20 protein-coding genes and 2 riboswitches are annotated in these 19,193 nt (G+C 71.7%); of the genes, 7 read left to right on the forward strand and 13 right to left on the reverse strand.

The annotated features are described in order from the left end of the window. The first annotated feature begins 34 nt into the window (after positions 1–34). From C1I98_RS46515 to C1I98_RS16630, 3 genes are all read left to right on the forward strand, one after another. Entirely contained in the window at positions 35–1,075 is a 1,041-nt protein-coding gene (locus tag C1I98_RS46515; protein WP_111168360.1) for an AMP-binding protein, read from the forward strand. 49 nt (positions 1,076–1,124) lie between these two features. Continuing rightward, positions 1,125–1,448, forward strand: coding sequence for a hypothetical protein (locus C1I98_RS16625; RefSeq protein ID WP_111168361.1), 324 nt, complete (start codon positions 1,125–1,127; stop codon positions 1,446–1,448). A gap of 361 nt (positions 1,449–1,809) precedes the next feature. After that, positions 1,810–3,204, forward strand: coding sequence for an RNA polymerase sigma factor (locus C1I98_RS16630; RefSeq protein WP_111168362.1), 1,395 nt, complete (start codon positions 1,810–1,812; stop codon positions 3,202–3,204). Between the two features lie 291 nt (positions 3,205–3,495). Here the strand turns inward: C1I98_RS16630 and C1I98_RS16635 are convergent, their stop codons facing one another. Further along, the gene (locus C1I98_RS16635) at positions 3,496–3,900 is read right to left on the reverse strand and encodes a hypothetical protein (protein WP_111168363.1); all 405 of its coding nucleotides are present in this window, start codon (positions 3,898–3,900) and stop codon (positions 3,496–3,498) included. Between the two features lie 143 nt (positions 3,901–4,043). Here C1I98_RS16635 and C1I98_RS16640 point away from each other — a divergent pair, with 143 nt between their 5' ends. Both C1I98_RS16640 and C1I98_RS16645 read left to right on the forward strand, forming a co-directional pair. Continuing rightward, complete coding sequence (locus C1I98_RS16640; protein ID WP_111168364.1) at positions 4,044–4,628, forward strand: TetR family transcriptional regulator; 585 nt, start codon at positions 4,044–4,046, stop codon at positions 4,626–4,628. Positions 4,629–4,958: 330 nt separating this feature from the next. Next, complete coding sequence (locus C1I98_RS16645; protein ID WP_111168365.1) at positions 4,959–5,156, forward strand: DUF5999 family protein; 198 nt, start codon at positions 4,959–4,961, stop codon at positions 5,154–5,156. A 57-nt stretch (positions 5,157–5,213) separates the two neighbouring features. Here the strand turns inward: C1I98_RS16645 and C1I98_RS16650 are convergent, their stop codons facing one another. After that, the gene (locus C1I98_RS16650) at positions 5,214–5,846 is read right to left on the reverse strand and encodes an alpha/beta hydrolase family protein (protein ID WP_111168366.1); all 633 of its coding nucleotides are present in this window, start codon (positions 5,844–5,846) and stop codon (positions 5,214–5,216) included. A gap of 131 nt (positions 5,847–5,977) precedes the next feature. Here C1I98_RS16650 and C1I98_RS16655 point away from each other — a divergent pair, with 131 nt between their 5' ends. After that, positions 5,978–6,358, forward strand: coding sequence for a hypothetical protein (locus tag C1I98_RS16655; RefSeq protein ID WP_111168367.1), 381 nt, complete (start codon positions 5,978–5,980; stop codon positions 6,356–6,358). Positions 6,359–6,392: 34 nt separating this feature from the next. On the opposite strand, the gene C1I98_RS16660 is transcribed toward C1I98_RS16655, so the two are convergent. From C1I98_RS16660 to clsA, 8 genes are all read right to left on the reverse strand, one after another. Next, complete coding sequence (locus C1I98_RS16660) at positions 6,393–7,190, reverse strand: tetratricopeptide repeat protein (protein ID WP_111168368.1); 798 nt, start codon at positions 7,188–7,190, stop codon at positions 6,393–6,395. A gap of 89 nt (positions 7,191–7,279) precedes the next feature. Beyond that, positions 7,280–10,135 (reverse strand): aminomethyl-transferring glycine dehydrogenase, encoded by a 2,856-nt coding sequence (gene gcvP, locus C1I98_RS16665; RefSeq protein ID WP_111168369.1) that lies wholly within the window; start codon positions 10,133–10,135, stop codon positions 7,280–7,282. Between the two features lie 51 nt (positions 10,136–10,186). After that, positions 10,187–10,307, reverse strand: a riboswitch (glycine riboswitch). Continuing rightward, positions 10,308–10,415, reverse strand: a riboswitch (glycine riboswitch). It abuts the riboswitch before it with no gap. Between the two features lie 119 nt (positions 10,416–10,534). Then, complete coding sequence (locus tag C1I98_RS16670; RefSeq protein ID WP_111168370.1) at positions 10,535–11,152, reverse strand: MerR family transcriptional regulator; 618 nt, start codon at positions 11,150–11,152, stop codon at positions 10,535–10,537. Positions 11,153–11,305: 153 nt separating this feature from the next. Then, positions 11,306–11,776, reverse strand: coding sequence for a bifunctional nuclease family protein (locus C1I98_RS16675; protein WP_111168378.1), 471 nt, complete (start codon positions 11,774–11,776; stop codon positions 11,306–11,308). Positions 11,777–11,912: 136 nt separating this feature from the next. Beyond that, complete coding sequence (ftsR, locus tag C1I98_RS16680; protein ID WP_111168371.1) at positions 11,913–12,593, reverse strand: transcriptional regulator FtsR; 681 nt, start codon at positions 12,591–12,593, stop codon at positions 11,913–11,915. Further along, on the reverse strand, positions 12,590–13,102 hold the full coding sequence (locus C1I98_RS16685; RefSeq protein WP_111168372.1) for an FHA domain-containing protein: 513 nt from the start codon (positions 13,100–13,102) through the stop codon (positions 12,590–12,592). The genes ftsR and C1I98_RS16685 overlap by 4 nt, the downstream gene beginning before the upstream one ends. A gap of 252 nt (positions 13,103–13,354) precedes the next feature. Beyond that, on the reverse strand, positions 13,355–15,856 hold the full coding sequence (locus tag C1I98_RS16690) for a mannose-1-phosphate guanyltransferase (protein WP_111168373.1): 2,502 nt from the start codon (positions 15,854–15,856) through the stop codon (positions 13,355–13,357). Between the two features lie 3 nt (positions 15,857–15,859). Then, positions 15,860–16,456 carry a cardiolipin synthase ClsA gene (gene clsA / locus C1I98_RS16695; protein WP_233507920.1) on the reverse strand — a complete coding sequence of 199 codons (597 nt, stop codon included), beginning with the start codon at positions 16,454–16,456 and terminating at the stop codon, positions 15,860–15,862. A 120-nt stretch (positions 16,457–16,576) separates the two neighbouring features. Between clsA and C1I98_RS16700 the strand changes: the two genes are divergently transcribed. Beyond that, a complete protein-coding gene (locus C1I98_RS16700) occupies positions 16,577–17,173 on the forward strand; it encodes a class I SAM-dependent methyltransferase (RefSeq protein WP_111168375.1) in 597 nt (198 codons plus the stop codon). A 6-nt stretch (positions 17,174–17,179) separates the two neighbouring features. On the opposite strand, the gene C1I98_RS16705 is transcribed toward C1I98_RS16700, so the two are convergent. The 3 genes from C1I98_RS16705 to C1I98_RS16715 all read right to left on the reverse strand — a co-directional run. Next, positions 17,180–17,977, reverse strand: coding sequence for an enoyl-CoA hydratase/isomerase family protein (locus C1I98_RS16705; RefSeq protein ID WP_111168376.1), 798 nt, complete (start codon positions 17,975–17,977; stop codon positions 17,180–17,182). Positions 17,978–18,005: 28 nt separating this feature from the next. Then, a complete protein-coding gene (locus C1I98_RS16710) occupies positions 18,006–18,701 on the reverse strand; it encodes a gamma-glutamyl-gamma-aminobutyrate hydrolase family protein (protein WP_111168377.1) in 696 nt (231 codons plus the stop codon). A 145-nt stretch (positions 18,702–18,846) separates the two neighbouring features. Further along, positions 18,847–19,193, reverse strand: a 347-nt coding sequence (locus C1I98_RS16715; protein ID WP_199536994.1) for a CGNR zinc finger domain-containing protein, incomplete at its 5' end; no start/stop codon positions are given.

The raw sequence follows: 19,193 nt of genomic DNA on the forward strand, positions 1-19,193 counted from the left end.
ATCTACACTCGTCTAGTCGTCGGCAGCGTCAGAGGTGTATAAGAGACAGGTCACCGAGGACGGCGCCCACCCCAACGAACACGGCGTCCCCGTCGGCCCCGACGTATCCGTCGTCATCGCCACCAGCGGCACCACCGGCACTCCCAAAGGCGTCGAACTGTCCGCCGCCGCCCTGCGCGCCTCCGCCGCCGCCTCCCTCGACGCGCTCGACGCCCGCGACGGCCGGCCATGGCTGTGCTGCCTGCCCATCGCCCACATCTCCGGCCTCCAGATCCTCACCCGCGCCCTGGAAGGCGGCACGACGCCGATCATCCACCACGGTTTCTCCCCCGAAGCCGTCCTCGCCAGCGGCGCCGCCCACGTCTCCATGGTCCCCACCCAGCTGCGCAGGCTCCTCGCCACCGGCGCAGACCTCTCCCGCTTCCACACCATCCTGCTGGGGGGCGCCGCGGCCTCCCCCGCCCTGTTAGCCGCCGCCCTCGAGGCGGGCGCTCGTGTCGTCGAGTCGTACGGCAGCAGCGAGACCAGTGGTGGCTGTGTTTATAATGGCCGCCCCCTTTACAATGTAGATCTCAAAATCGGAGACGACGGGCTCATCCGGATCGCCGGCGCCGTCCTGTTCTCCGGCTACCGCCTGCGGCCCGACCTCACCGCGGCGGTCCGCGAAGGCCCCTGGTTCGTCACCTCCGACCTCGGCGAACTCCCCGGCGGACGGCTGCGGGTGACAGGACGCGCGGACGATGTCATCAACACCGGCGGCGAGAAGGTCGTGGCCGCCGCCTGCGCCGCCGTACTCGCCGGACACCCCGCCGTCGCCGACGTCGCCGTCGTCGGACGCCCCGACCCCGAATGGGGCCAGCGCGTGGTCGCCGCCGTGGTACCGGCCGACCCCGCCAGTCCCCCGGACCTCCCGACGCTGCGCGACATCGCCAAGCGGACCCTCCCGGCCTACGCCGCGCCGCGGGAGCTGGTACTGCTCGCCGAACTGCCCCTGCTGCCCAACGGGAAGCCGAACCTGGAGGCGCTGCGACACGTAGTCAGATATGACCAGAACTCATGCGGGACGGAACCATGACCGTCCTCCGCCGCGTCATTAAGGAAGACAGACCGAGGAAGGAACCCGAATGAACCCCAACCGCAAGATGTGGATCTCCGCCGGGGTCGTTGGCGTGGTCCTCGTCGGCGGCTTCTCCGTCGCCGCCGCCGCGGCGAGCAGGGCCGGAACGGCCGGTCAGGAGACCGGGGTCATGGTCGAAGCCAATCCCACGGGCACTCCCGCCCAGCCGCAGCCCTCGCCCTCGGAGACCTACATCGTCTCCGAGGACATCAACCCCGACCCTCGCGACGTCGGCCTCTACTGGACCGAAGACCGCCTGGAACAGGCCGAGCCACTGCCCATCCCGGTGGCCACCCCGCACATCGACGACCCCGAGCCCGGCCGTCATTAGGGTCCGGCGACACCCGGCCCCACAGGGCCGTGATCGTCGACTCGGACCCGCCACGGGCCCGGGTCGGGTGACACCCCGCCACCAGGTTTCAGCGGGAAATGACGGGCAGAGGACCACGGTCGGTGGGACCGCGCGGAGGGGCGGGCGGCATGGCCCCTCGGCCGGGTGATGTGGCCGTTTCCCTCGCAGGAGACGGCGTTTTCGCTGTGCTGTTGACCACTTGGATGCCTGAGACGGGAATTAACTGCGCCCTCGGGCGTTATTGATACTGGCGCGCAGAGCGGCACGCGTCGTCCGCCTCACCCACACCAGCCATTCCCACGCCTGCGGGCCATCGACGCCTTGGAGGAGGTGCCCTCACATGCCCAGGACCGCCGTGGCCGCCGCACAAGTGGCCGCCCCGCCGACCCTCGATCTACTGCTCTCCCGGGGGCGAGCACAGGGTCGGCTCTCCCTCGCTGAACTGCGCGACGCTTTCGCGCAGGCCGGACTGAGCCCGGCCGAGGGCAGGTCCGTCCTGCGCGAACTGACCGAGGCCGGCGTGAGCCTCGGTGCTGACGACGAGCCCGCCGCCGCGGCCGGCAAGACCGCCCGGACCTCCCGCAGGCGTACGACCAGGACCGCCCAGGGTGCCGGCACCGCCGAGAGCGAGACCGGGACGACCGCCACACTGCCCGGCCAGCGCCGCAAGCCGGCCAAGCCCGCCAAGCCCGCCAAGGACGCCCAGCAGCCCGGTGAGGGCTGGCCGGAGCCCGGCGCGGCCGACGACGCCGAAACCGCGGAGATCACCGCCGAGGCCGCCCCCGAGGCCGAGGCCGAGGCCACCGACCTCGACGACCAGTCGTCCGTCATCGGCGACTCGGTCCACACCTACCTCAAGTCCATCGGCCGCCGCACCCTGCTCACCGCCGCCGAAGAGGTCGAACTCGCCAAGCGCATCGAGGCCGGCCTGTACGCCGAGTACAAGCTGGAGAGCGACCCGTCCCTGACCGACGAGCAGCGGGTCGAGCTGGAGTGGGTCTACCGCGACGGCAAGCGGGCCAAGGACCACATGCTGGAGGCCAACCTCCGGCTCGTGGTGTCCGTGGCCAAGAAGTACACCGACCGCGGCATGGCCCTGCTCGACGTCGTCCAGGAGGGCAACCTCGGCCTGATCCGGGCCGTGGAGAAGTTCGACTACGCCAAGGGCTACAAGTTCTCCACCTACGCCATGTGGTGGATCCGCCAGGCCATCCAGCGCGGCTTCGCCGACTCGGCCCGTACGATCCGCCTGCCCGTCCACGTGCTGGAGCTGCTGTCCAAGCTCTCCAGGATCGAACGCGACATGCACCAGCGCCTCGGCCGCGAGCCCACGCCGGAGGAACTGGCGGGGGAGATGGACAAGACCCCCGACCAGATCGAGGAACTGCTGCGCACCAGCCGCCAGCCGATCAGCCTCAACGCCACCATCGGCGAGGACGGCGAGACGACGATCGGCGACCTCATCGAGGACACCGACTCCCCGGAGGCCTCGGAGGTCATCGACCGGCAACTGCTGGCCGACCAGTTGCGCGGGGTGCTCGGCAACCTGTCGCCGCGCGAGGCGAAGATCATGGCGCTGCGGTTCGGCCTCGTGGACGGCAAGCCGCACACCCTTGACGAGATCGGCAAGCACCTCGGCCTGACCCGCGAGCGCATCCGCCAGCTCGAAAAGGAGTCGCTGTCCAAGCTGCGGCACCCGAGCAACGCACGGCCGCTGCTGGACTGGGCGAGCTGACCGCCGCATCACCGTGACAAAGTGAAGGGCCGGGTGGGCAATTGCCCATTCGGCCCTTCAACGTCATCTCACGGCCGAACGGCGTCGGCCCGCCCTTTTCAGACCGCCCCGGGCCCGTACGGCAGGGCGGCGATGCCCGCCGCCGGACCGGATCGCATCTCATGACCGAACGGCGACGGACCGCCCCGGGCCGTACGGCAGGGCGGAGCGACGCCCGCCCGGGGTCGGCCGCCGTACGCACCTGACGGGTCACCCGCCGCCGATCACGTCGCCGTTCGGGAGATCACCCGATCAGGACGCGACCGCGGCCGGCACCCGGCGGGGAAGCTTCGCGATCCCGGTGAGGCGGTGCTCCTCGCGGAGCGTGCGCAGGCTCTCGACCTCGGTTATCCACCTCACGCCCTGCGGCGTCGCCCGCCGCTTGCGCCGGGCGATCCGGTCGTCGTAGGCCTTGACCCCCAGGGTCGCCCGCAGCGCGGCCTCGGCCGCCCGCAGCGCCTCCGTCAGGGCCTCGTCGAGGGTCACCCCGGCGGCGCGCAGGCGCTCCTGCGAGGCGTGGGCGGCCTGTAGCCGCCGAAGCTCGTGCTCGGCCTCACGGGCCTTCTCAAGGAGCCGGGGAAAGCTCTCGCCGACCTCCTGGTCGGCGTGGAACCGGACCTCCGCCTCCCGGCTCACACGCGGCCGGAAGAACGCCATCGCTGCTCCTCCCCCTTTCGCCGGACGAACCGGATCCTGTGGTCGCTGTCGTGAAAACCATATCGCCCCCGCCGGGACTCGGGGACGACCGTCCCGCGCGTCGCCCTTTACATAGTAAGGCATCCGTTGGCAGGATGATCGCCATGCCCGCCAAACGACCGCCCGTCCCGCTCTCCCGGGAGCGCATCATCGACGCCGCTCTCCACCTTGCCGACGCCCAGGGCCTGCGCCGCCTGACCATGCGCAGGCTCGGCGACGCCCTCGAAGTGGAGGCGATGGCCATTTACCACCACATGCCAGGAGGCAAGGAGGCACTGCTGGACGCACTCGCCCAGCACGTGACGACCGTGAGCGTCGAGGCCGGTGAGCGCGCCGCCTGGCAGGACATCGCGGCGCTCTGGTGCCGCGCGGCGCGTGCGGCCCTGCTGGCCCATCCCGGCGTGCTGGCCCTGGCCATGACCAAGCCGCCGCGCGGCAGCGCCGCGGCCGCGATCAGGGAGCAGACCGAACAGCTCAGGGAGGCCGGCCTGGCCGCGCCCGCCGAGGCGGTACGGGCGATGCGGGCCTATGTGTTCGGCAGTGTCGCGGTGGAGTTGCAGCACACCGGCTGGGCCGATCCCACGGCCCCCGAGCCGGGCCCCGACCCCGACGGCGAGGCCGCCTTCGAGCGCGGCCTCTCGGCCCTGCTGACCGGCCTGGGAGCGGCGGACACCACCGGCGCGGCCTGAGATAGGGGGCCGGGCTGCGCCTCCGGTTCCGGGCGTGTTATACAACGTTTACGCGCTCGGTGGCGTGTCGATCCACGCCCGTTATCTGGCATAAGGCACGCTGTGTCGTAGGTCACCCAATAGGCGCTAACCACCCACTCGTGGACCGGAACCGTCCAAACGGGCTATGTCGCCGGAACAGAAGCAGAGCGCACACTGTTTCTGCCAATGTGTGGTAGACCACAGTGTGTGGTTCACCACACGTCAACCCCAATCGCTCGCCCATCGTCGGAGGGGAGAGGAACCATCCGGTTCCGGCGAGCCGACCGATGAGATCCGGAGGCACCTCCGATGTGCCCGCACGAACCGTGTTGTCCCACTGCCGAGGCAGCGGACCGAGAGGCCGCGCGCACCATTGCCGCCCACCCCGAGCAGGGGTGGAGCCTGCTGTGCAATGGCGTGGTGCTGTTCGAGGACACCGGTGAGCTGCTGCCCAGCGGGGCCGCCATCGACCCGCATCGTCCCACCCCGCTGATGGGCGCCGCCTGAGGGCCGCCGCTCCTCCCCCACAGCACCACCGTCCCCGGGGGAAGGGACGGCGGGCGCTCAGCCCAGCCGGTCGCTCGGTCGGCCATGCAGCCGGTCCCGCAGCCACTCCGCCACGATCTCGCCGACCCTGCCCGGGTCCTTGCGAAGGTCGTGCCCCTCGCCGGCCAGTACCACCAGCCGGGCGGCATCCGCCTGGTCCGGCACCCCGAAGGGGTCGCGGTCGCCGTTCACCACCAGCACGTCCACTCCCGCGCCGCGCAGCTCTTCCGCGCGGGAGCGTTCCGGCCTGCCCGGGGGGTGCAGCGGGAAGGCCAGCGCGACCACCGAGTCCGCGCCCAGCGCGCCCGCCGTACGGCAGGCCACCCGCGCGCCGTTGCTGCGCCCGCCCTGCACCAGCGGCAGCCCCGGATAGCGGTCACGCCGCAGCCCGGCCACGATCTGCGTCCACGCCTCGTCCTGACGCGCCGCCGAGCCCGGGGCGCGGCGACCGGCCAGCCGGAACGGCTGCGTCACCCGCGCGACCACCGCGCCGAGCCCCAGCGCCGCCTCCCGCACGGCCAGCAGGTCGGGTGCGTCCACTCCCCCGGCCGACCCGTGCGTGAGCACCAGCAGCAGCGCGGGCGGCCCGGCCGGCTCCGTCAGGTCCACCCGCGCCGTGCCCTGACCGGTCTCGACCTGTATCTCCTCCATGACCTGCAACGTTAGCCCTCTGCCGGGCCACGGGTGACCACGTCCGCGATCACCGGGTCATCCTTCGGCACGACGGCTTTCCATCCATTCGGCCGATGAACCGGCGGCACCGGCGTGTCTAGATTGGGAATGTGCCGGAGAACACGCTGCCGCGCGACGAGATGCGCGCCACCATCGAAGCCCGCAGGGACCTTGGTCCCGACTATGACTCCGCGCTGGTCGAATCGTTCCTCGACAAGGTGGACGACGCGATCGCGGCGCGGATCCACGCCGAACTCAACGCCCGCATGGGGCCGCCATCCGCCCCCATGCCACCGCCGCAGGTCCCCTACACGCCCTATCCGGAGCCGCCCAAGGGGCGCAACAGCCAGATGTGGCTGGCGCTCGGCACACTGGCCCTGGGCATCCCGCTCGGCGCCATCGGGGCGGGCACGGCGGGGTTCTTCGGGTTCGCGCTCGTGCTGATGGCGATCGTCCTCGTCAACGTCATGGCGAACCTGCCCAGGCGCTGACCCTCAGCGCGCCCACCGCCTCGGTGCGGGGTCCTCACATGTCGCGGTCCAGGCGCTCGCGCACCAGCGCGGCGAGCGCCTCGTCGGCGTGCTGAAGGCCGTAGGACCACACCTGCTCGGCGTCCTCGCGCCGGTCGCGCAGCGGTAGGGTCCGGGCCAGCAGCTCGATGGCCAGCGCGCCGGTCTCGGCGTCGGCCCCGAGCTCCACCGCGCCGGCGAACTCGGCGCAGGCGAGGTCCAGGTGGGCGATGCCGAGCAGCACCCGCAGTCGCGCGGAATCGCCGTCGTGCGGCGCGTCGAGCGCGGCCAGCAGCACCTCGGCGGCCTCCCCCGGCTCGCCGCGCTCCAGCAGCAGCTCGGCCAGCCACTGCGCGGCCCGCGCGCCGATCTCGGGGTCTTCGCCCACGATCGCCGCGCGCAGCTCGTCCTCCGCCTCCACCGCGTCGCCCCGCCGGGTGGCCAGCCTGGCCAGCGCCAGGTGCGCGATCGGCAGGTAGCCGGCGGTGCCCAGGCCGAGCACCGCCTGCCAGGCGGCCCTGGCCTGCTCCACCCGCCCCTCGCGCTCGAAACCGCCCGCCAGGTGGCAGGCGGCCTGCGCGGCGAACTCCGGATGCCCGGTGGCCAGCGCCGTACGGGCCGCCGCCCGGGACTCCTCGACCTCCCCGCGCTCGGCGAGGACCACGGCCAGGCCGACGGCCGCCTGCGCGCGATCGGGGCCGTCGGGGTCGGCGGCCAGCTCGGCGAAGATCCGTGCCGAGCCGTCGAGATCGCCGCTCTCGGCCAGTTGCCGCGCGGTCTCCAGGGCGGGGGCGTCGAGCTCCGGGGGGGTCATCACGCTCCTTCACCGATGATCGAACAGCCTAACGGCCCCCGCCCCTCCCGTCCCGCGACATGCCGGGAGCGGTGGTGTCCGGTATGCGACTATGCCTCGTAGGCGCTCAGCGGCGGGCAGGAGCAGACCAGGTTGCGGTCACCGTGGGCCTGGTCGATGCGACGCACCGGCGGCCAGTACTTCCCCTCCCGCAGCCAGGCCAGCGGGTAGGCGGCCACCGAGCGCGGGTAGGGGTGCGCCCACTCGTCCTCGATCAGGCAGTCGGCGGTGTGCGGGGCGTTGCGCAGCGGGTTGTCGGCGCGGTCGTACTCCCCGGAGGCGACCTTGGCGATCTCCTCCCGAATCGCGATCATGGCCTCGCAGAAGCGGTCCAGCTCCGCGAGGTTCTCGCTCTCGGTGGGCTCGATCATCAGCGTGCCGGCCACCGGGAAGGACATGGTCGGCGCGTGGAAGCCGTAGTCCATGAGCCGCTTGGCCACGTCCTCCACGGTGATGCCGGTCTCCTTGGTGATCTGCCGCAGGTCGATGATGCACTCGTGGGCGACCAGCCCGCCGCGGCCGGTGTAGAGCACCGGATAGTGCGGGGCGAGCGTGCGGGCCAGGTAGTTGGCCGACAGGATGGCCTGCTCGGTGGCGGCCTTGAGGCCGTCACCGCCCATCATCCGGATGTAGGCCCAGGAGATCGGCAGAATCCCGGCCGAGCCGTACGGCGCGGCGGCCACCGGCCCGACGCCCGAACCGTCGCGCAGTGGGTGCCCGGGCAGGTAGCCGGCCAGATGGGCGCGGACCGCGATGGGACCGACGCCCGGCCCGCCGCCGCCGTGCGGGACGCAGAACGTCTTGTGCAGGTTGAGGTGGGAGACATCGGCGCCGAGCTCGCCCAGCTTGGCCAGCCCGACCAGGGCGTTGAGGTTGGCGCCGTCGACGTAGACCTGCCCGCCCGCCTCGTGCACCTTGGTACAGACCTCGGTGATGGACTCCTCATAGACGCCGTGCGTGGACGGGTAGGTCACCATGATCGCCGACAGCCGGTCGCGGTGCTCGGCGATCTTGGCGTCGAGGTCGGCCACGTCGATGTTGCCGTCGGAGTCGCAGGCCACCACGACGACCCGCATGCCCGCCATGACGGCGCTGGCGGCGTTGGTGCCGTGCGCCGAGGAGGGGATCAGGCAGACGTCACGGTGGTCGTCTCCGGCCGCGCGGTGGTAGCCGCGGATGGCCAGCAGCCCGGCGTACTCGCCCTGGGAACCCGCGTTGGGCTGCAGCGACACCGCGTGGTAGCCGGTCACCTCGGCCAGCCAGCCCTCAAGGGAGCGGATCAGCGCCAGGTAGCCCTCCACCTGGTCCTCGGGGACGTAGGGGTGGACGCCGCCGAACTCGGGCCAGGTGATGGGCTCCATCTCGGTGGCCGCGTTGAGCTTCATCGTGCAGGAGCCGAGCGGGATCATCGACCGGTCCAGGGCGATGTCCTTGTCCTGGAGCCTGCGCAGGTAGCGCAGCATGGCGGTCTCGGAGCGGTGGGTGTGGAACACCGGGTGGGTCAGGAACGGCGAGGTGCGCGCCAGGTCGGCGGGCAGGGCGTCGCCGCCGGCCGGGACCGGGCTCTCGGCGGCCAGGCCGAACGCGCCGAGGACGGCGGCCAGATCGGCCCCGGTGGTGGTCTCGTCGCAGGCGATGCCCACATGGTCGGGCCCGGCCTGGCGGAGGTTGACCCCGCGCTCGACGGCGGCGGCCACGACCCGGGCGGCCCCGCCGGGCACCCTGGCCAGCACCGTGTCGAAGAAGCTCTCATGGACCACCTCGACGCCGCCGGCGCGCAGGGCCTCTGCGAGGGCGAGGGCGTGCGCGTGCGCGTGCCGCGCGATCCTGGTCAGCCCCTCGGGGCCGTGGTAGACGGCGTACATCCCGGCGATCACCGCGAGCAGCGCCTGCGCGGTGCAGATGTTGCTGGTCGCCTTCTCCCTGCGAATGTGCTGCTCACGGGTCTGCAGGGCGAGGCGGTAGGCGGTGCGGCCGCCGGCGTCCTGGGACACGCCCACGAGCCGGCCGGGGAGCTGGCGGGCAAGGCGCTCGCGCACCGCCATGTAGGCCGCGTGCGGGCCGCCGTATCCGAGCGGCACGCCGAACCGCTGGGTGGAGCCGACCGCGATGTCCGCGCCCTGCTCGCCGGGCGAGGCCAGCAGGGTCAGGGCCAGCAGGTCGGCGGCGGCCACCACCAGGACGCCCTTGGCGTGGGCGCGCTCGGCCAGCCCGCCGAATCCCGCGACCCTGCCGCTCGCCCCCGGGTACTGGACCAGCACGCCGTAACACTCGGGCAGCTCGCCGCTCAGATCGGCCTCCACCAGCTCGATGCCGAGCGGTTCGGCGCGGGTGCGCAGCACCGCCTTGGTCTGCGGCAGCGCGTCGGCGTCGACCACGAAGACGTCGCTCTTGGCGCGCCCGGCACGGCGGGCCAGCGTCATGGCCTCGGCGGCGGCGGTGGCCTCGTCCAGCAGCGACGCGCCCGCCACGTCGAGCCCGGTGAGGTCGGACACCATCGTCTGGAAGTTGAGCAGCGCCTCCAGCCGGCCCTGGGAGATCTCCGGCTGGTAGGGGGTGTAGGAGGTGTACCAGCCGGGGTTTTCCAGCAGGTTGCGGCGGATCACCGCGGGCGTCTCGGTGCCGTGGTAGCCCAGCCCGATCATCGGGGTGAGCATCCGGTTGCGGCCGGCCAGCGCGCGAAGCTCGGCGATGGCCTCGCGCTCGCTCGCCGCGGCCGGGAGATCCAGCCGGTCCTTGGCCCGGATCGACTCGGGCACGGCCGTCGCGACCAGGTCGTCGATGCCGGCGAAGCCGATCGCCTTGAGCATGTGCGCCCGCTCGGCCGGGGACGGCCCGATATGGCGGGTCTCGAACGGCGGCGCAGCCAGGCCGGCGTGGGTGTCGAGTGGGGAACGATCGGTCATGGAGAGCCTCCCGATGCGGTGGAGACCGGCGCAGAGCGCGGGCGTATGCCGGACTCCCCCTCTGTCATCGCGGCGCGTCGGCCGCGACCTGAGAGCTTCACCCCTGGCTCGGACAGGGGCTTGCACCGTCGGTGAGGCGCGTCTGGCGAACGCGCCCGCTTTCCAGAGTTGCCTCGCCCGTGCGGTACGGGTGCCTGAGAGATTCCGGGGAGGTTGCTCCTTCGGCGCCCCGGACCCGCGCACGCAGGCGCCGGCTCGGGGACTCTCCCGCACAGGGTCATCGGCCTTCGAAGTAAAGGCTACCCCGTATCGCCGCGGCGATCCCACCTGCCGCTCCCGCTGGGCCCCGTCACGGCCTTGCCGTGTCACCCCGGAGGGCCTTCGCCGCGGTCAGGCCGCTCAGCCGGTCTTGCGGGCCTTGCGGCGCCGCGCCAGCTCGTCGTTCGGATGCTCATCGAGGCCCGGGGCGGCCTCCGCGCGTTCCCCCGGCAGCTCCGCCAGGGACCCCTCGACCTCTCGCCAGACCCGCCCGAGGGCGATCCCGAAGACGCCCTGCCCGCCCTGCAGCAGGTCGATCACCTCGTCGGCGGAGGTGCACTCGTAAACGCTGACCCCGTCGCTCATCAGCGTGATCTGCGCCAGGTCGGGGACACCCCGGTCGCGCAGGTGTTGTACGGCGGTGCGGATCTGCTGGAGCGACACCCCGGTGTCAAGGAGCCGCTTCACCACCTTGAGCACCAGAATGTCGCGGAAACTGTAGAGCCGCTGTGAGCCCGAGCCGTGCGCGGCTCTTATTCCGGGCTCCACCAACCCCGTACGCGCCCAGTAGTCGAGCTGCCGGTAGGTGATTCCGGCTGCCGCGCAGGCGGTGGGACCGCGATACCCGATGTCGGCGGGCAACGCCGTGGGCCGCTCATCGAAGAGCAGGCCCTGTTCACCGGCACGTTGACGCGCGTTCTCGCGCCGTCCCGGATCATCCTGGCCGGCTGTCTTGCCCTCGCCGCTGCTGACCGCCACTGCGGACCTCCGGCTTTCTCTCATCCCGCGGTCTGATCTGGGGGTTCGTGAATTACAACCGCAGGGTTCACTTGCACCGTAGGACCGTGGTCATCCACAGTCAACGATCCCGCTCGGCGCGTCGTGAAGCGCTACAAACCATCTCACCCGGCCTCACCCTGCACGGCCGAAATCCTCGGGGCTTATCGTGTCGAGGAACTCCCGGAACTTCTCCACCTCGTCCTCCTGGTCATCGGGGATGGTCACCCCGGCCTCCTGCACCACCTCCTCGCTGGCGAAGATCCGCGCACCGGTGCGCAGGGCGAGCGCGATGGAGTCGGAGGGCCGCGCGCTGACCTCGACGCCGTTGGAGAAGACCAGGTCGGCGAAGAAGATGCCATCACGCAGCGACACGATGTTCACCGTGCGCAATGCCACCCCGAGCGCGTCGAGCACATCCCTGAACAGATCATGCGTCAACGGCCGCGGAGGGGGCTCCTCGGCCTGGGCCATGGCGATCGCCGTGGCCTCCGTCATACCTATCCAAATCGGTAGATATCGCTCCCCGTGCGCCTCCTTGAGCAAGACGATCGGCTGGTTGGTGGGCATCTCGACCCGGACGCCCACGACCTCCATCTGCAACACGGGCTGCTCCGTATCCTTGTCGCGGGCCCCGCGCCGGCCGGACCGCCGCCGACGCCCGCTCACTGGTCAACCACTGGTGGTAGGTCACCGAAATTCAACGTAACACTCACCGGAGCCCGAATGGCGCGCCGGGAGGTCAACGTCCGAGAACCCCCCGAACCTGGGCCCGTACCAGCGCCGCGTGGATGTCCAGCAGCAGGCCGGACATCTCCCTGGCGGCCTCGTCGGCCCGGTCGATCGCACCGGGGGCACGGCGGCGCAGCAGCGGGGCCACGGCCTGTTCCACCAGGGCCACCTCACGCTCGGCCGCGGCCCGGACCGCGCGCAGGTGACGGGCGTGCAGGCCGAACGCCGCCAGCCGGCCCACGCTGCGCGCCACGGCGAGCGCGTCGGCGTCGTAGCGGCGGGCGACGGCGGCCAGCAGCCCGAAGTCCTCCAGCTCGGCCAGCGTCTCCTCGTCGATGCCGGCGGCCTCCAGCAGCTCCTCCCGGCTGAGCCGGACCTCCTGGGTCCGCTGCGGCTCGTGGACCGCCCTCGGGCGCGTCTGGAGCCGGTCGTCGCGGTCGGCGGCCTCCAGGTGGTCCTTGATGACGCGCAGCGGCAGATAGCGGTCGCGCTGCTCGGTCAGGATGTAGCGGAGGCGCTCGACGTCGGCGTGGGTGAACTTGCGGTAGCCGGAGGGGCTGCGCTGCGGCTCGATCAGCCCCTCACCCTCCAGAAAGCGGATCTTGGAGACCGTGATGTCGGGGAACTCGCCCCGCAGCAGGGCGATGACGTCCCCGATGCTCATGTGCGACCGGGCGGCCTGCGCGCTCATGGCCCTCCAGCGCCCCTGGTGAGGAACACCAGGCGGAACTTACCGATCTGCACCTCGTCTCCGCCGTGGAGCGGCACCTCTTCGATGCGCTCGCGGTTGACGTAGGTGCCGTTCAGGCTGCCGACGTCGCGCACCGTGAAATTGCCGGTCGCGTGAAGGTAGAACTCCGCATGTCTGCGTGACACCGTCACATCGTCCAGGAAGATGTCGCTTTCCGGGTGACGACCCGCCGTGGTGAGCTCGTTGCCGAGCATGAAGCGGCTGCCCTGGTTGGGGCCGCGCATCACCACGAGCAACGCCTGCCCAGGGGGCAACTGCTCCACGGCCGCCCGCTCGGCGAGGAGCGTCTCCCCCGTCTCGGCCTCATATGCCTCGATGCCCGCGAGTGAGATCGTCGACGTGGTGTCGCCGGCCGTTTCCGCTCGGGTCAGCGGCGACCCGCACCGCGAGCAGAATCGGGCATCCTCGGGGTTGGCATGACCGCACTGCGTGCAGTAGACGCTCGGCATCGATCGGCTCGGCCTCCTACCGCGAAGACGCGGTCACGGTGCTGACGGTGCGCGCCTCGCTCTTCGTTTCTCAAACGTTCCTCAGACTGCGAATGCCGCAACTTACGCTGATGAGACTCAAAGGTCAAGGCGGGCCGGACGGTGGGTTCGGACGGGACAAAGCTACCGCCGCGCACGCCTCCCGGTCCATGCCGCCGCGCCGTTCGGCATGATCGGCCCGCAATCGTGACAAGACCCCCACCTCCCGCCGCGTCACGTGCCGGCGGCCCGCTCGACCACCCGCGCCCAGTGTTCGAGCAGGCTCTGCGCGGTGTCCATGTCGTGCGCCTCGGCCCACAGGTGGGTGACCGGCTCGCTGGGGTCGGGCAGCATGAGCGCCCAGCCGCCGTCGTCGTCCACGACCCGTACGCCGTCGGTGGTGTCGATCTGGTGGCCCTCGGCCGCCTCGATGACCGACCGCATCACCGCGCCCTTGGCCGCCCACGGGGTCGGCACGCTACGGCGGAGCAGCCTGGCCTCGGGGATGCGCGCGTCGATCCTGCTCAGCGACAGCCGGGTGCGCGCCACCAGCCCGAGCAGCCGCATGAAGACCGCGATGCCGTCCACGGTCGGGCCGAACTCCGGCACCACGAACCCGCCCCGGCCGTCGGCCGCGAATACCATGCCCTGCCCCGCCGCGGCGCTGGTCAGCTCCTCCACGGCGGTCGCCGTCCACTGGACCTGCACGCCGTGGAACCGGCAGACCTGCTCGGCCACGCGGGTGGTCGTGACCGGCAGGGCGACCCTGCCGCCGCGGCGCTCGGCGGCCACCAGGTCCAGTACCACCAGCAGGGCCCGCTCCTCGCTGATGAGCTGGCCCTTCTCGTCCACCAGGGCGACCCGCTCGCCGACCGGATCGAACCGGACCCCGAACGCGGCCCGCGAGGAGGACACCAGCTCGGCCAGCCGCTGAAGGTCGCGGCGGCGCTCGGCCAGCGTCTCGGTCGGGGAGGCGTCGTCCAGCCGGGCGTTGACCGTCAGCACATCGATGCCGACCCGGCCCAGCAGGGTCGGCATGACCAGCGAGGAGGTGCCGCCCGCGCAGTCGATCACCACCTTCATGTCCGCGCCCCGCACGCCGCTCATGTCCACGCAGCGCAGCAGTTCGTGGGCGTAGTCCTCCACCGCCCTGGCCGGGAAGCTCAGCTCGGCGATCTCGCCGGGGAAGGCCCTGCGGAACTCCTGGCGGGAGAAGACCCGCTCCAGCTTGCGCTGGGCGCCCAGCGACAGGTCCGCGCCCTGGTCGTCGGTGAAGACGATGTCCACGCTCTGCGGGTCGCCCGCGGTGGTGCGCACGGCGATGCCGCCGACCGCGCCGGTCCGTGAGGTGTGGAAGCGCGCCACCGGCAGCGGGGCGGCCTCCAGGTCCAGCACGTCGATGGCCCCGGCGTTCAGGGCGCTCACCACGGCCCGCTTCAGCGCCCTGGCGGCCCGCGAGGAGTCCCGTGAGGTGACCACCGAGGTGCCCTTCTTCAGGGTGGTGGCGTAGGCGCTGGCCAGCCGTACGCACAGCTCGGGGGTGATCTCGACGTTGACCAGGCCGCTCACGCCGCGCGGGCCGAACAGGCTGCGCTGGCCGCGCGACTCCCAGATGACGCTGGTGTTGACCACCGCGCCGGCCTCGATGGTCTTGAACGGGTAGATCTTCACCCCGGAGGAGACGTACGCCTCCGCCTCGATGATGCACTCGTCGCCGATGACCGCGCTCTCCTCGATCCGCGCGCCGGTCATCACGTCGGTGTTCTTGCCGATGACGCAGCCGCGCAGGTTGGCGCTCGGCCCGATGTAGACGTTGTCGTGGACGACCGCGCGGTGCAGGAAGGCGCCCTCGCGGACCACCACGTTGCTGCCGAGCACGGAGTACTCCCGCAGCTCGGCCCCCGCCTCGACCTTGGCGTAGTCGCCGATGTAGAGCGGGCCCTTGAGCACGGCGTCGGCGTCGACCGAGGCGCCTTCCGCGACCCAGACGCCCGGCGACATCTCGAAGGCGCCGATGTCCAGCTTGACCCAGCCCGACAGGGCGTCGCACTGGGCCTTGAGGTAGCTCTCGTGAGTGCCGACGTCCTCCCAGTAGCCGTCGGCGACGTAGCCGTACAGGGGCGCGCCGCGGTCGAGCAGGCGCGGGAAGACGTCGGCCGACCAGTCCACCGCCCGGCCGGTGACCACCTCGTCCAGGACCTCGGGCTCCATCACGTAGATGCCGGTGTTGACGGTGTCCGAGAAGACCTGCCCCCAGGTGGGCTTCTCCAGGAAGCGCTGCACCTTGCCCTGCTCGTCGACGATGACGATGCCGAACTCCAGCGGGTTGGGCACCCGTTTGAGGCCGATCGTCACCAGCGCCCCGTTGTCGCGGTGGAAGCGGATCATGTCGGTGAGGTCGATGTCGGTGAGGGCGTCGCCGGAGATCACCATGAAGCGGTCGTCGCGCAGCTTGTCCGCGGCGTTCTTCACGCTCCCAGCGGTGCCGAGGGGCATCTCCTCGGTCGCGTAGTACAGGCTCATCCCCAGCTCCTCGCCGTCACCGAAGTAGTTGCGGACGAGCGCGGCGAGGAACTGCACGGTGACGACCGTCTCGGTGAGCCCGTGCCTGCGCAGCAGGCGGAGCACATGCTCCATGATCGGCCGGTTGACCACGGGGAGCAGGGGCTTGGGCTGGTTGGCGGTCATCGGCCGCAGCCGCGTACCCTCCCCGCCTGCCATCACGACTGCCTTCACGGATCACCCCTTTTGTGCGGTCTTTGCTCCTTTTACGAGCTGGCGCACCTGTACGACGTACAACGCTCCCGCCCACCAGTACAGACCTGTTCCCCAGATGGCGAACGCCCAGCCGAGCACACCGGCGGGCATCGCGTACCAGCCGGTGTGGGAGGCCAGGAACAGCAGCGGGAACGCGTACAGCAGATTGGCCGTGGCCGCCTTGCCCAGGAAGTGGACGGGCAGCGCGGGGCCGTACCCCAGCCGGCGCAGGATCGGCGGCACGATCGCCAAAAGCAGCAGGTCGCGCAGTGGGATGCCCAGCGCCAGCCACCACGGGATGATCTCCCGCATGGCCAGCCCGAACAGCGTGGCCAGGATGTAGAGGCGGTCGGCGAGCGGGTCGAGCATCCGGCCGAGCCGGCTGGTCTGGTTCCAGGCGCGGGCGAGTTTGCCGTCCAGCCAGTCGGAGAACCCGGCGAGCGCGAGCAGCCCGATCGCCCAGGCGTCGGCCTTGGGGCCGAGCACCAGCCACAGGAAGACCGGCACGCCGAGCAGGCGGGCCAGGCTCAGGGCGTTGGGGACCGTCCAGATGCGATCCTCGGCTACATTCGCGCTCACGGTGCCGACCCTACTGTTCGGCCTGCTGACGCGCGTGCGTGGCCCGCCGCCCGTCGTACGGCGGGGAACGTGCGGCCCGGTCCGGTCCGGTCCGGTCCCCGGAGTCGATACGCTCATGCCATGCGCCGCGACGCCGCCCTCTTCCTGACACAGTTCATGCGCTCCCCCGCTCTGGTGGGCGCGGTCGCGCCCAGTTCCCAGGCGCTGGCCCGCAGTGTCACCGCGCCCGTCCCCGAGACCGGCGAGCCCGTGGTGGTCGAGCTGGGCCCCGGCACGGGCCCCTTCACCGCCGAGATCCAGCAGCGGCTGGGCGGGCGCGGCCACCATCTGGCCGTGGAGATCAACGAGCCGATGGCCCGGCGGCTGATCGGCCGCTACCCCGGCGTGGACGTCGCCATCGCCGACGCCGCGGCGCTGCCCGCGCTGCTGGCCGAGCGCGGCCTCGGCCAGGCCGACGTGATCATCAGCGGCCTGCCCTGGGCGGCGTTCTCCCGGAAGCTGCAGCTCCGGCTGCTGTCGGCGGTGCTCAAGTCGATGACGCCGGAGGCGGCGTTCACCACCTTCGCCTACGTCCACGCCCTGCCGCTGTCCACGGCGCGCAGGTTCCGCAGGCTGCTGTGCGACACCTTCGAGGAGGTCGTGCCGGGCCGCACGGTGTGGGGCAACCTGCCGCCCGCCTTCGTCTACACCGCCCGCCGTCCCCGCTCCGCGGGCTGACCGGGGTCAGCCGCGCCGGAAGTCCGGCGGGCGCTTCTCGCGTACGGCCCGCACGCCCTCGCCGACGTCGGGCCCGGTGAACCCGAGGAACTCCAGGGCGAGCGAGGCGTCGAAGGCCGGACCCGCCTGGCGGAGCCAGTTGTTCAGCGCGTACTTCGTCAGGCGGATGGCCTCGGCCGGGCCCTCGGCCAGGCGGACCGCCACCGCCAGCGCCCGCTCGTGCACCTCCTCGTCGTCGGCGCACAGGCTCACCAGCCCCATCCGCTCGGCCTGCTCGCCGGTGACCGGCTCGCACAGCAGCAGGTGGTACTTCGCCTTGGCCATGCCGCACAGCAGCGGCCAGATGATCGCCGCGTGGTCGCCGGCGGCCACGCCCAGCCGGGTGTGCCCGTCGATGATGCGCGCCCCGCGCGCGGCGACCGAGACGTCGGCGAGCAGCGCCACGGCCAGTCCGGCGCCCACCGCCGGCCCCTGGATGGCCGAGACGATCGGCTTGGAGCAGTTGATCACGTTGTAGACGATGTCGCGGGCCTCGCCCAGGATGCGCATCCTGGTGGCGTGGTCGCGGGTCATCTCCTCGATCATGGAAAGGTCGCCGCCGGCGGAGAACGCCTCGCCCTCGCCCCGGATCAGCACGGCCCGCACGGAGTCGTCGGCGTCCACGTCCCGCCAGATTCCGGCCAGCTCCCGGTGGCCGGTCATGTCCACGGCGTTGCGCCTGCGCGGCTCGCTGATCACGATCCGCAGCACGCCGTCGGCCGCCCAGTCGATCTTCAGACGCTCATACCCGCCGAAGCCCGTCACGGTCGAACCCTAGCAACCGCCCCCGCCCTCAGGGCCGGGCCGCGTCCACCAGGGCCTCGACGAGGCGGTTGTCCTCACCGCGCTCGGGGTGCCACTGCACGCCCACACCGAACCGGCGCCCCTGCAACTCCACACCCTCGATGATCTGGTCGTCCGCCCAGGCCACGGCGAGCAGCCCGCTGCCGAGCCGCTTGACCGCCTGCCGGTGCGGCGTGCTGACCTCGATCCGGTCGCCGATCGCCTTGCCGAGCCTGCTGGTCACGCTGACCTGGATGACGTGCGGGGTCTGGGCCTCGTGCCGCTCGTGCCCGACCGCCTCGGGCAGCCGGCCGATCAGGCTGCCGCCCTGGGCGACGTTGAGCACGTGCATGCCCCGGGCGATCGCCAGCACCGGCACGTCGGCCTCCACGGCGGCGCGGGCCAGGGCCAGCTCGAACCGGTCGCGGTGCGGCTGAAGGTCCTCGGCGTCTTCGGTGTCCTCGCCGGGGGGCTCGCCGTACAGGGTGGGGTCGACGGGGCTCCCACCGGCGAGTACCAGGCCGTCCAGGCCCCGGATGTAGTCCTCGGCCACGTCGGGGCGCAAGGGGGGCACCACGACCGGCGCCCCGCCCGCCTTCGTCACCGCCTTCGCGTAGGAGGGTGGCGACAACACCGCCTCACGAACCCATATCCCCCAGCGGGCGGCTTCGAGGTAGGCGGTGATACCGATCAGCGGTCGGGACATACGTTCTCCAGGGGAATGTACGAGGTCGTACCCGCCCGGCGCCGGGCGAACCCACCCCATTCCAGCGACTATCTCATCATTGCGCACACCAATTCGGGCATGTCGCAGATCTCCGATATCAGTCCAGTCACTTCCGGCACACCCGTCACGCGCGGCCACGATGCGCCCGCACCTTGTGGCGATTGCCGCAGTGTTCCATCGCGCACCAGCGGCGACGCCCCGGCCGCGAGGCGTCGACGAAGAGCAGGCGGCAGTTGTGCGCGGCGCACTCGCGCACCCGGGCGGCGGCGGGGCCGGTGAACAGCTCCACCGCGTCGCGCGCCACACTGGCCAGCACCCGCGCTCCGCTGATCGGACCACCCCAGCCGAACCCGCCGCCGGGCTCGATGCGCGGCGCCAGCGGCGGCATGGCCGCCAGCGCGTTCACGATCTCCACATCCGCCCCGGCCCCACCGCCGGTGCTCATCTCCGCCTGGGCACTCGGCCCAGAGG

It is taken from the genome of Spongiactinospora gelatinilytica, from assembly GCF_003236385.1.
Classification (GTDB): domain Bacteria; phylum Actinomycetota; class Actinomycetes; order Streptosporangiales; family Streptosporangiaceae; genus Spongiactinospora; species Spongiactinospora gelatinilytica.

Excerpts from the sequence above, each read along its gene's own strand:
- C1I98_RS16640 (WP_111168364.1), top strand. The coding sequence starts at position 4,044 with ATGCCCGCCAAACGACCGCCCGTCCCGCTCTCCCGGGAGCGCATCATC.
- C1I98_RS16660 (WP_111168368.1), bottom strand. The coding sequence starts at position 7,190 with ATGACCCCCCCGGAGCTCGACGCCCCCGCCCTGGAGACCGCGCGGCAA.
- ftsR (WP_111168371.1), bottom strand. The coding sequence starts at position 12,593 with ATGAGCGCGCAGGCCGCCCGGTCGCACATGAGCATCGGGGACGTCATC.
- C1I98_RS16645 (WP_111168365.1), top strand. The coding sequence starts at position 4,959 with ATGTGCCCGCACGAACCGTGTTGTCCCACTGCCGAGGCAGCGGACCGA.
- C1I98_RS16700 (WP_111168375.1), top strand. The coding sequence starts at position 16,577 with ATGCGCCGCGACGCCGCCCTCTTCCTGACACAGTTCATGCGCTCCCCC.
- C1I98_RS16685 (WP_111168372.1), bottom strand. The coding sequence starts at position 13,102 with ATGCCGAGCGTCTACTGCACGCAGTGCGGTCATGCCAACCCCGAGGAT.
- gcvP (WP_111168369.1), bottom strand. The coding sequence starts at position 10,135 with ATGACCGATCGTTCCCCACTCGACACCCACGCCGGCCTGGCTGCGCCG.
- C1I98_RS16630 (WP_111168362.1), top strand. The coding sequence starts at position 1,810 with ATGCCCAGGACCGCCGTGGCCGCCGCACAAGTGGCCGCCCCGCCGACC.
- C1I98_RS16650 (WP_111168366.1), bottom strand. The coding sequence starts at position 5,846 with ATGGAGGAGATACAGGTCGAGACCGGTCAGGGCACGGCGCGGGTGGAC.
- C1I98_RS16635 (WP_111168363.1), bottom strand. The coding sequence starts at position 3,900 with ATGGCGTTCTTCCGGCCGCGTGTGAGCCGGGAGGCGGAGGTCCGGTTC.
- C1I98_RS16710 (WP_111168377.1), bottom strand. The coding sequence starts at position 18,701 with ATGTCCCGACCGCTGATCGGTATCACCGCCTACCTCGAAGCCGCCCGC.
- C1I98_RS16625 (WP_111168361.1), top strand. The coding sequence starts at position 1,125 with ATGAACCCCAACCGCAAGATGTGGATCTCCGCCGGGGTCGTTGGCGTG.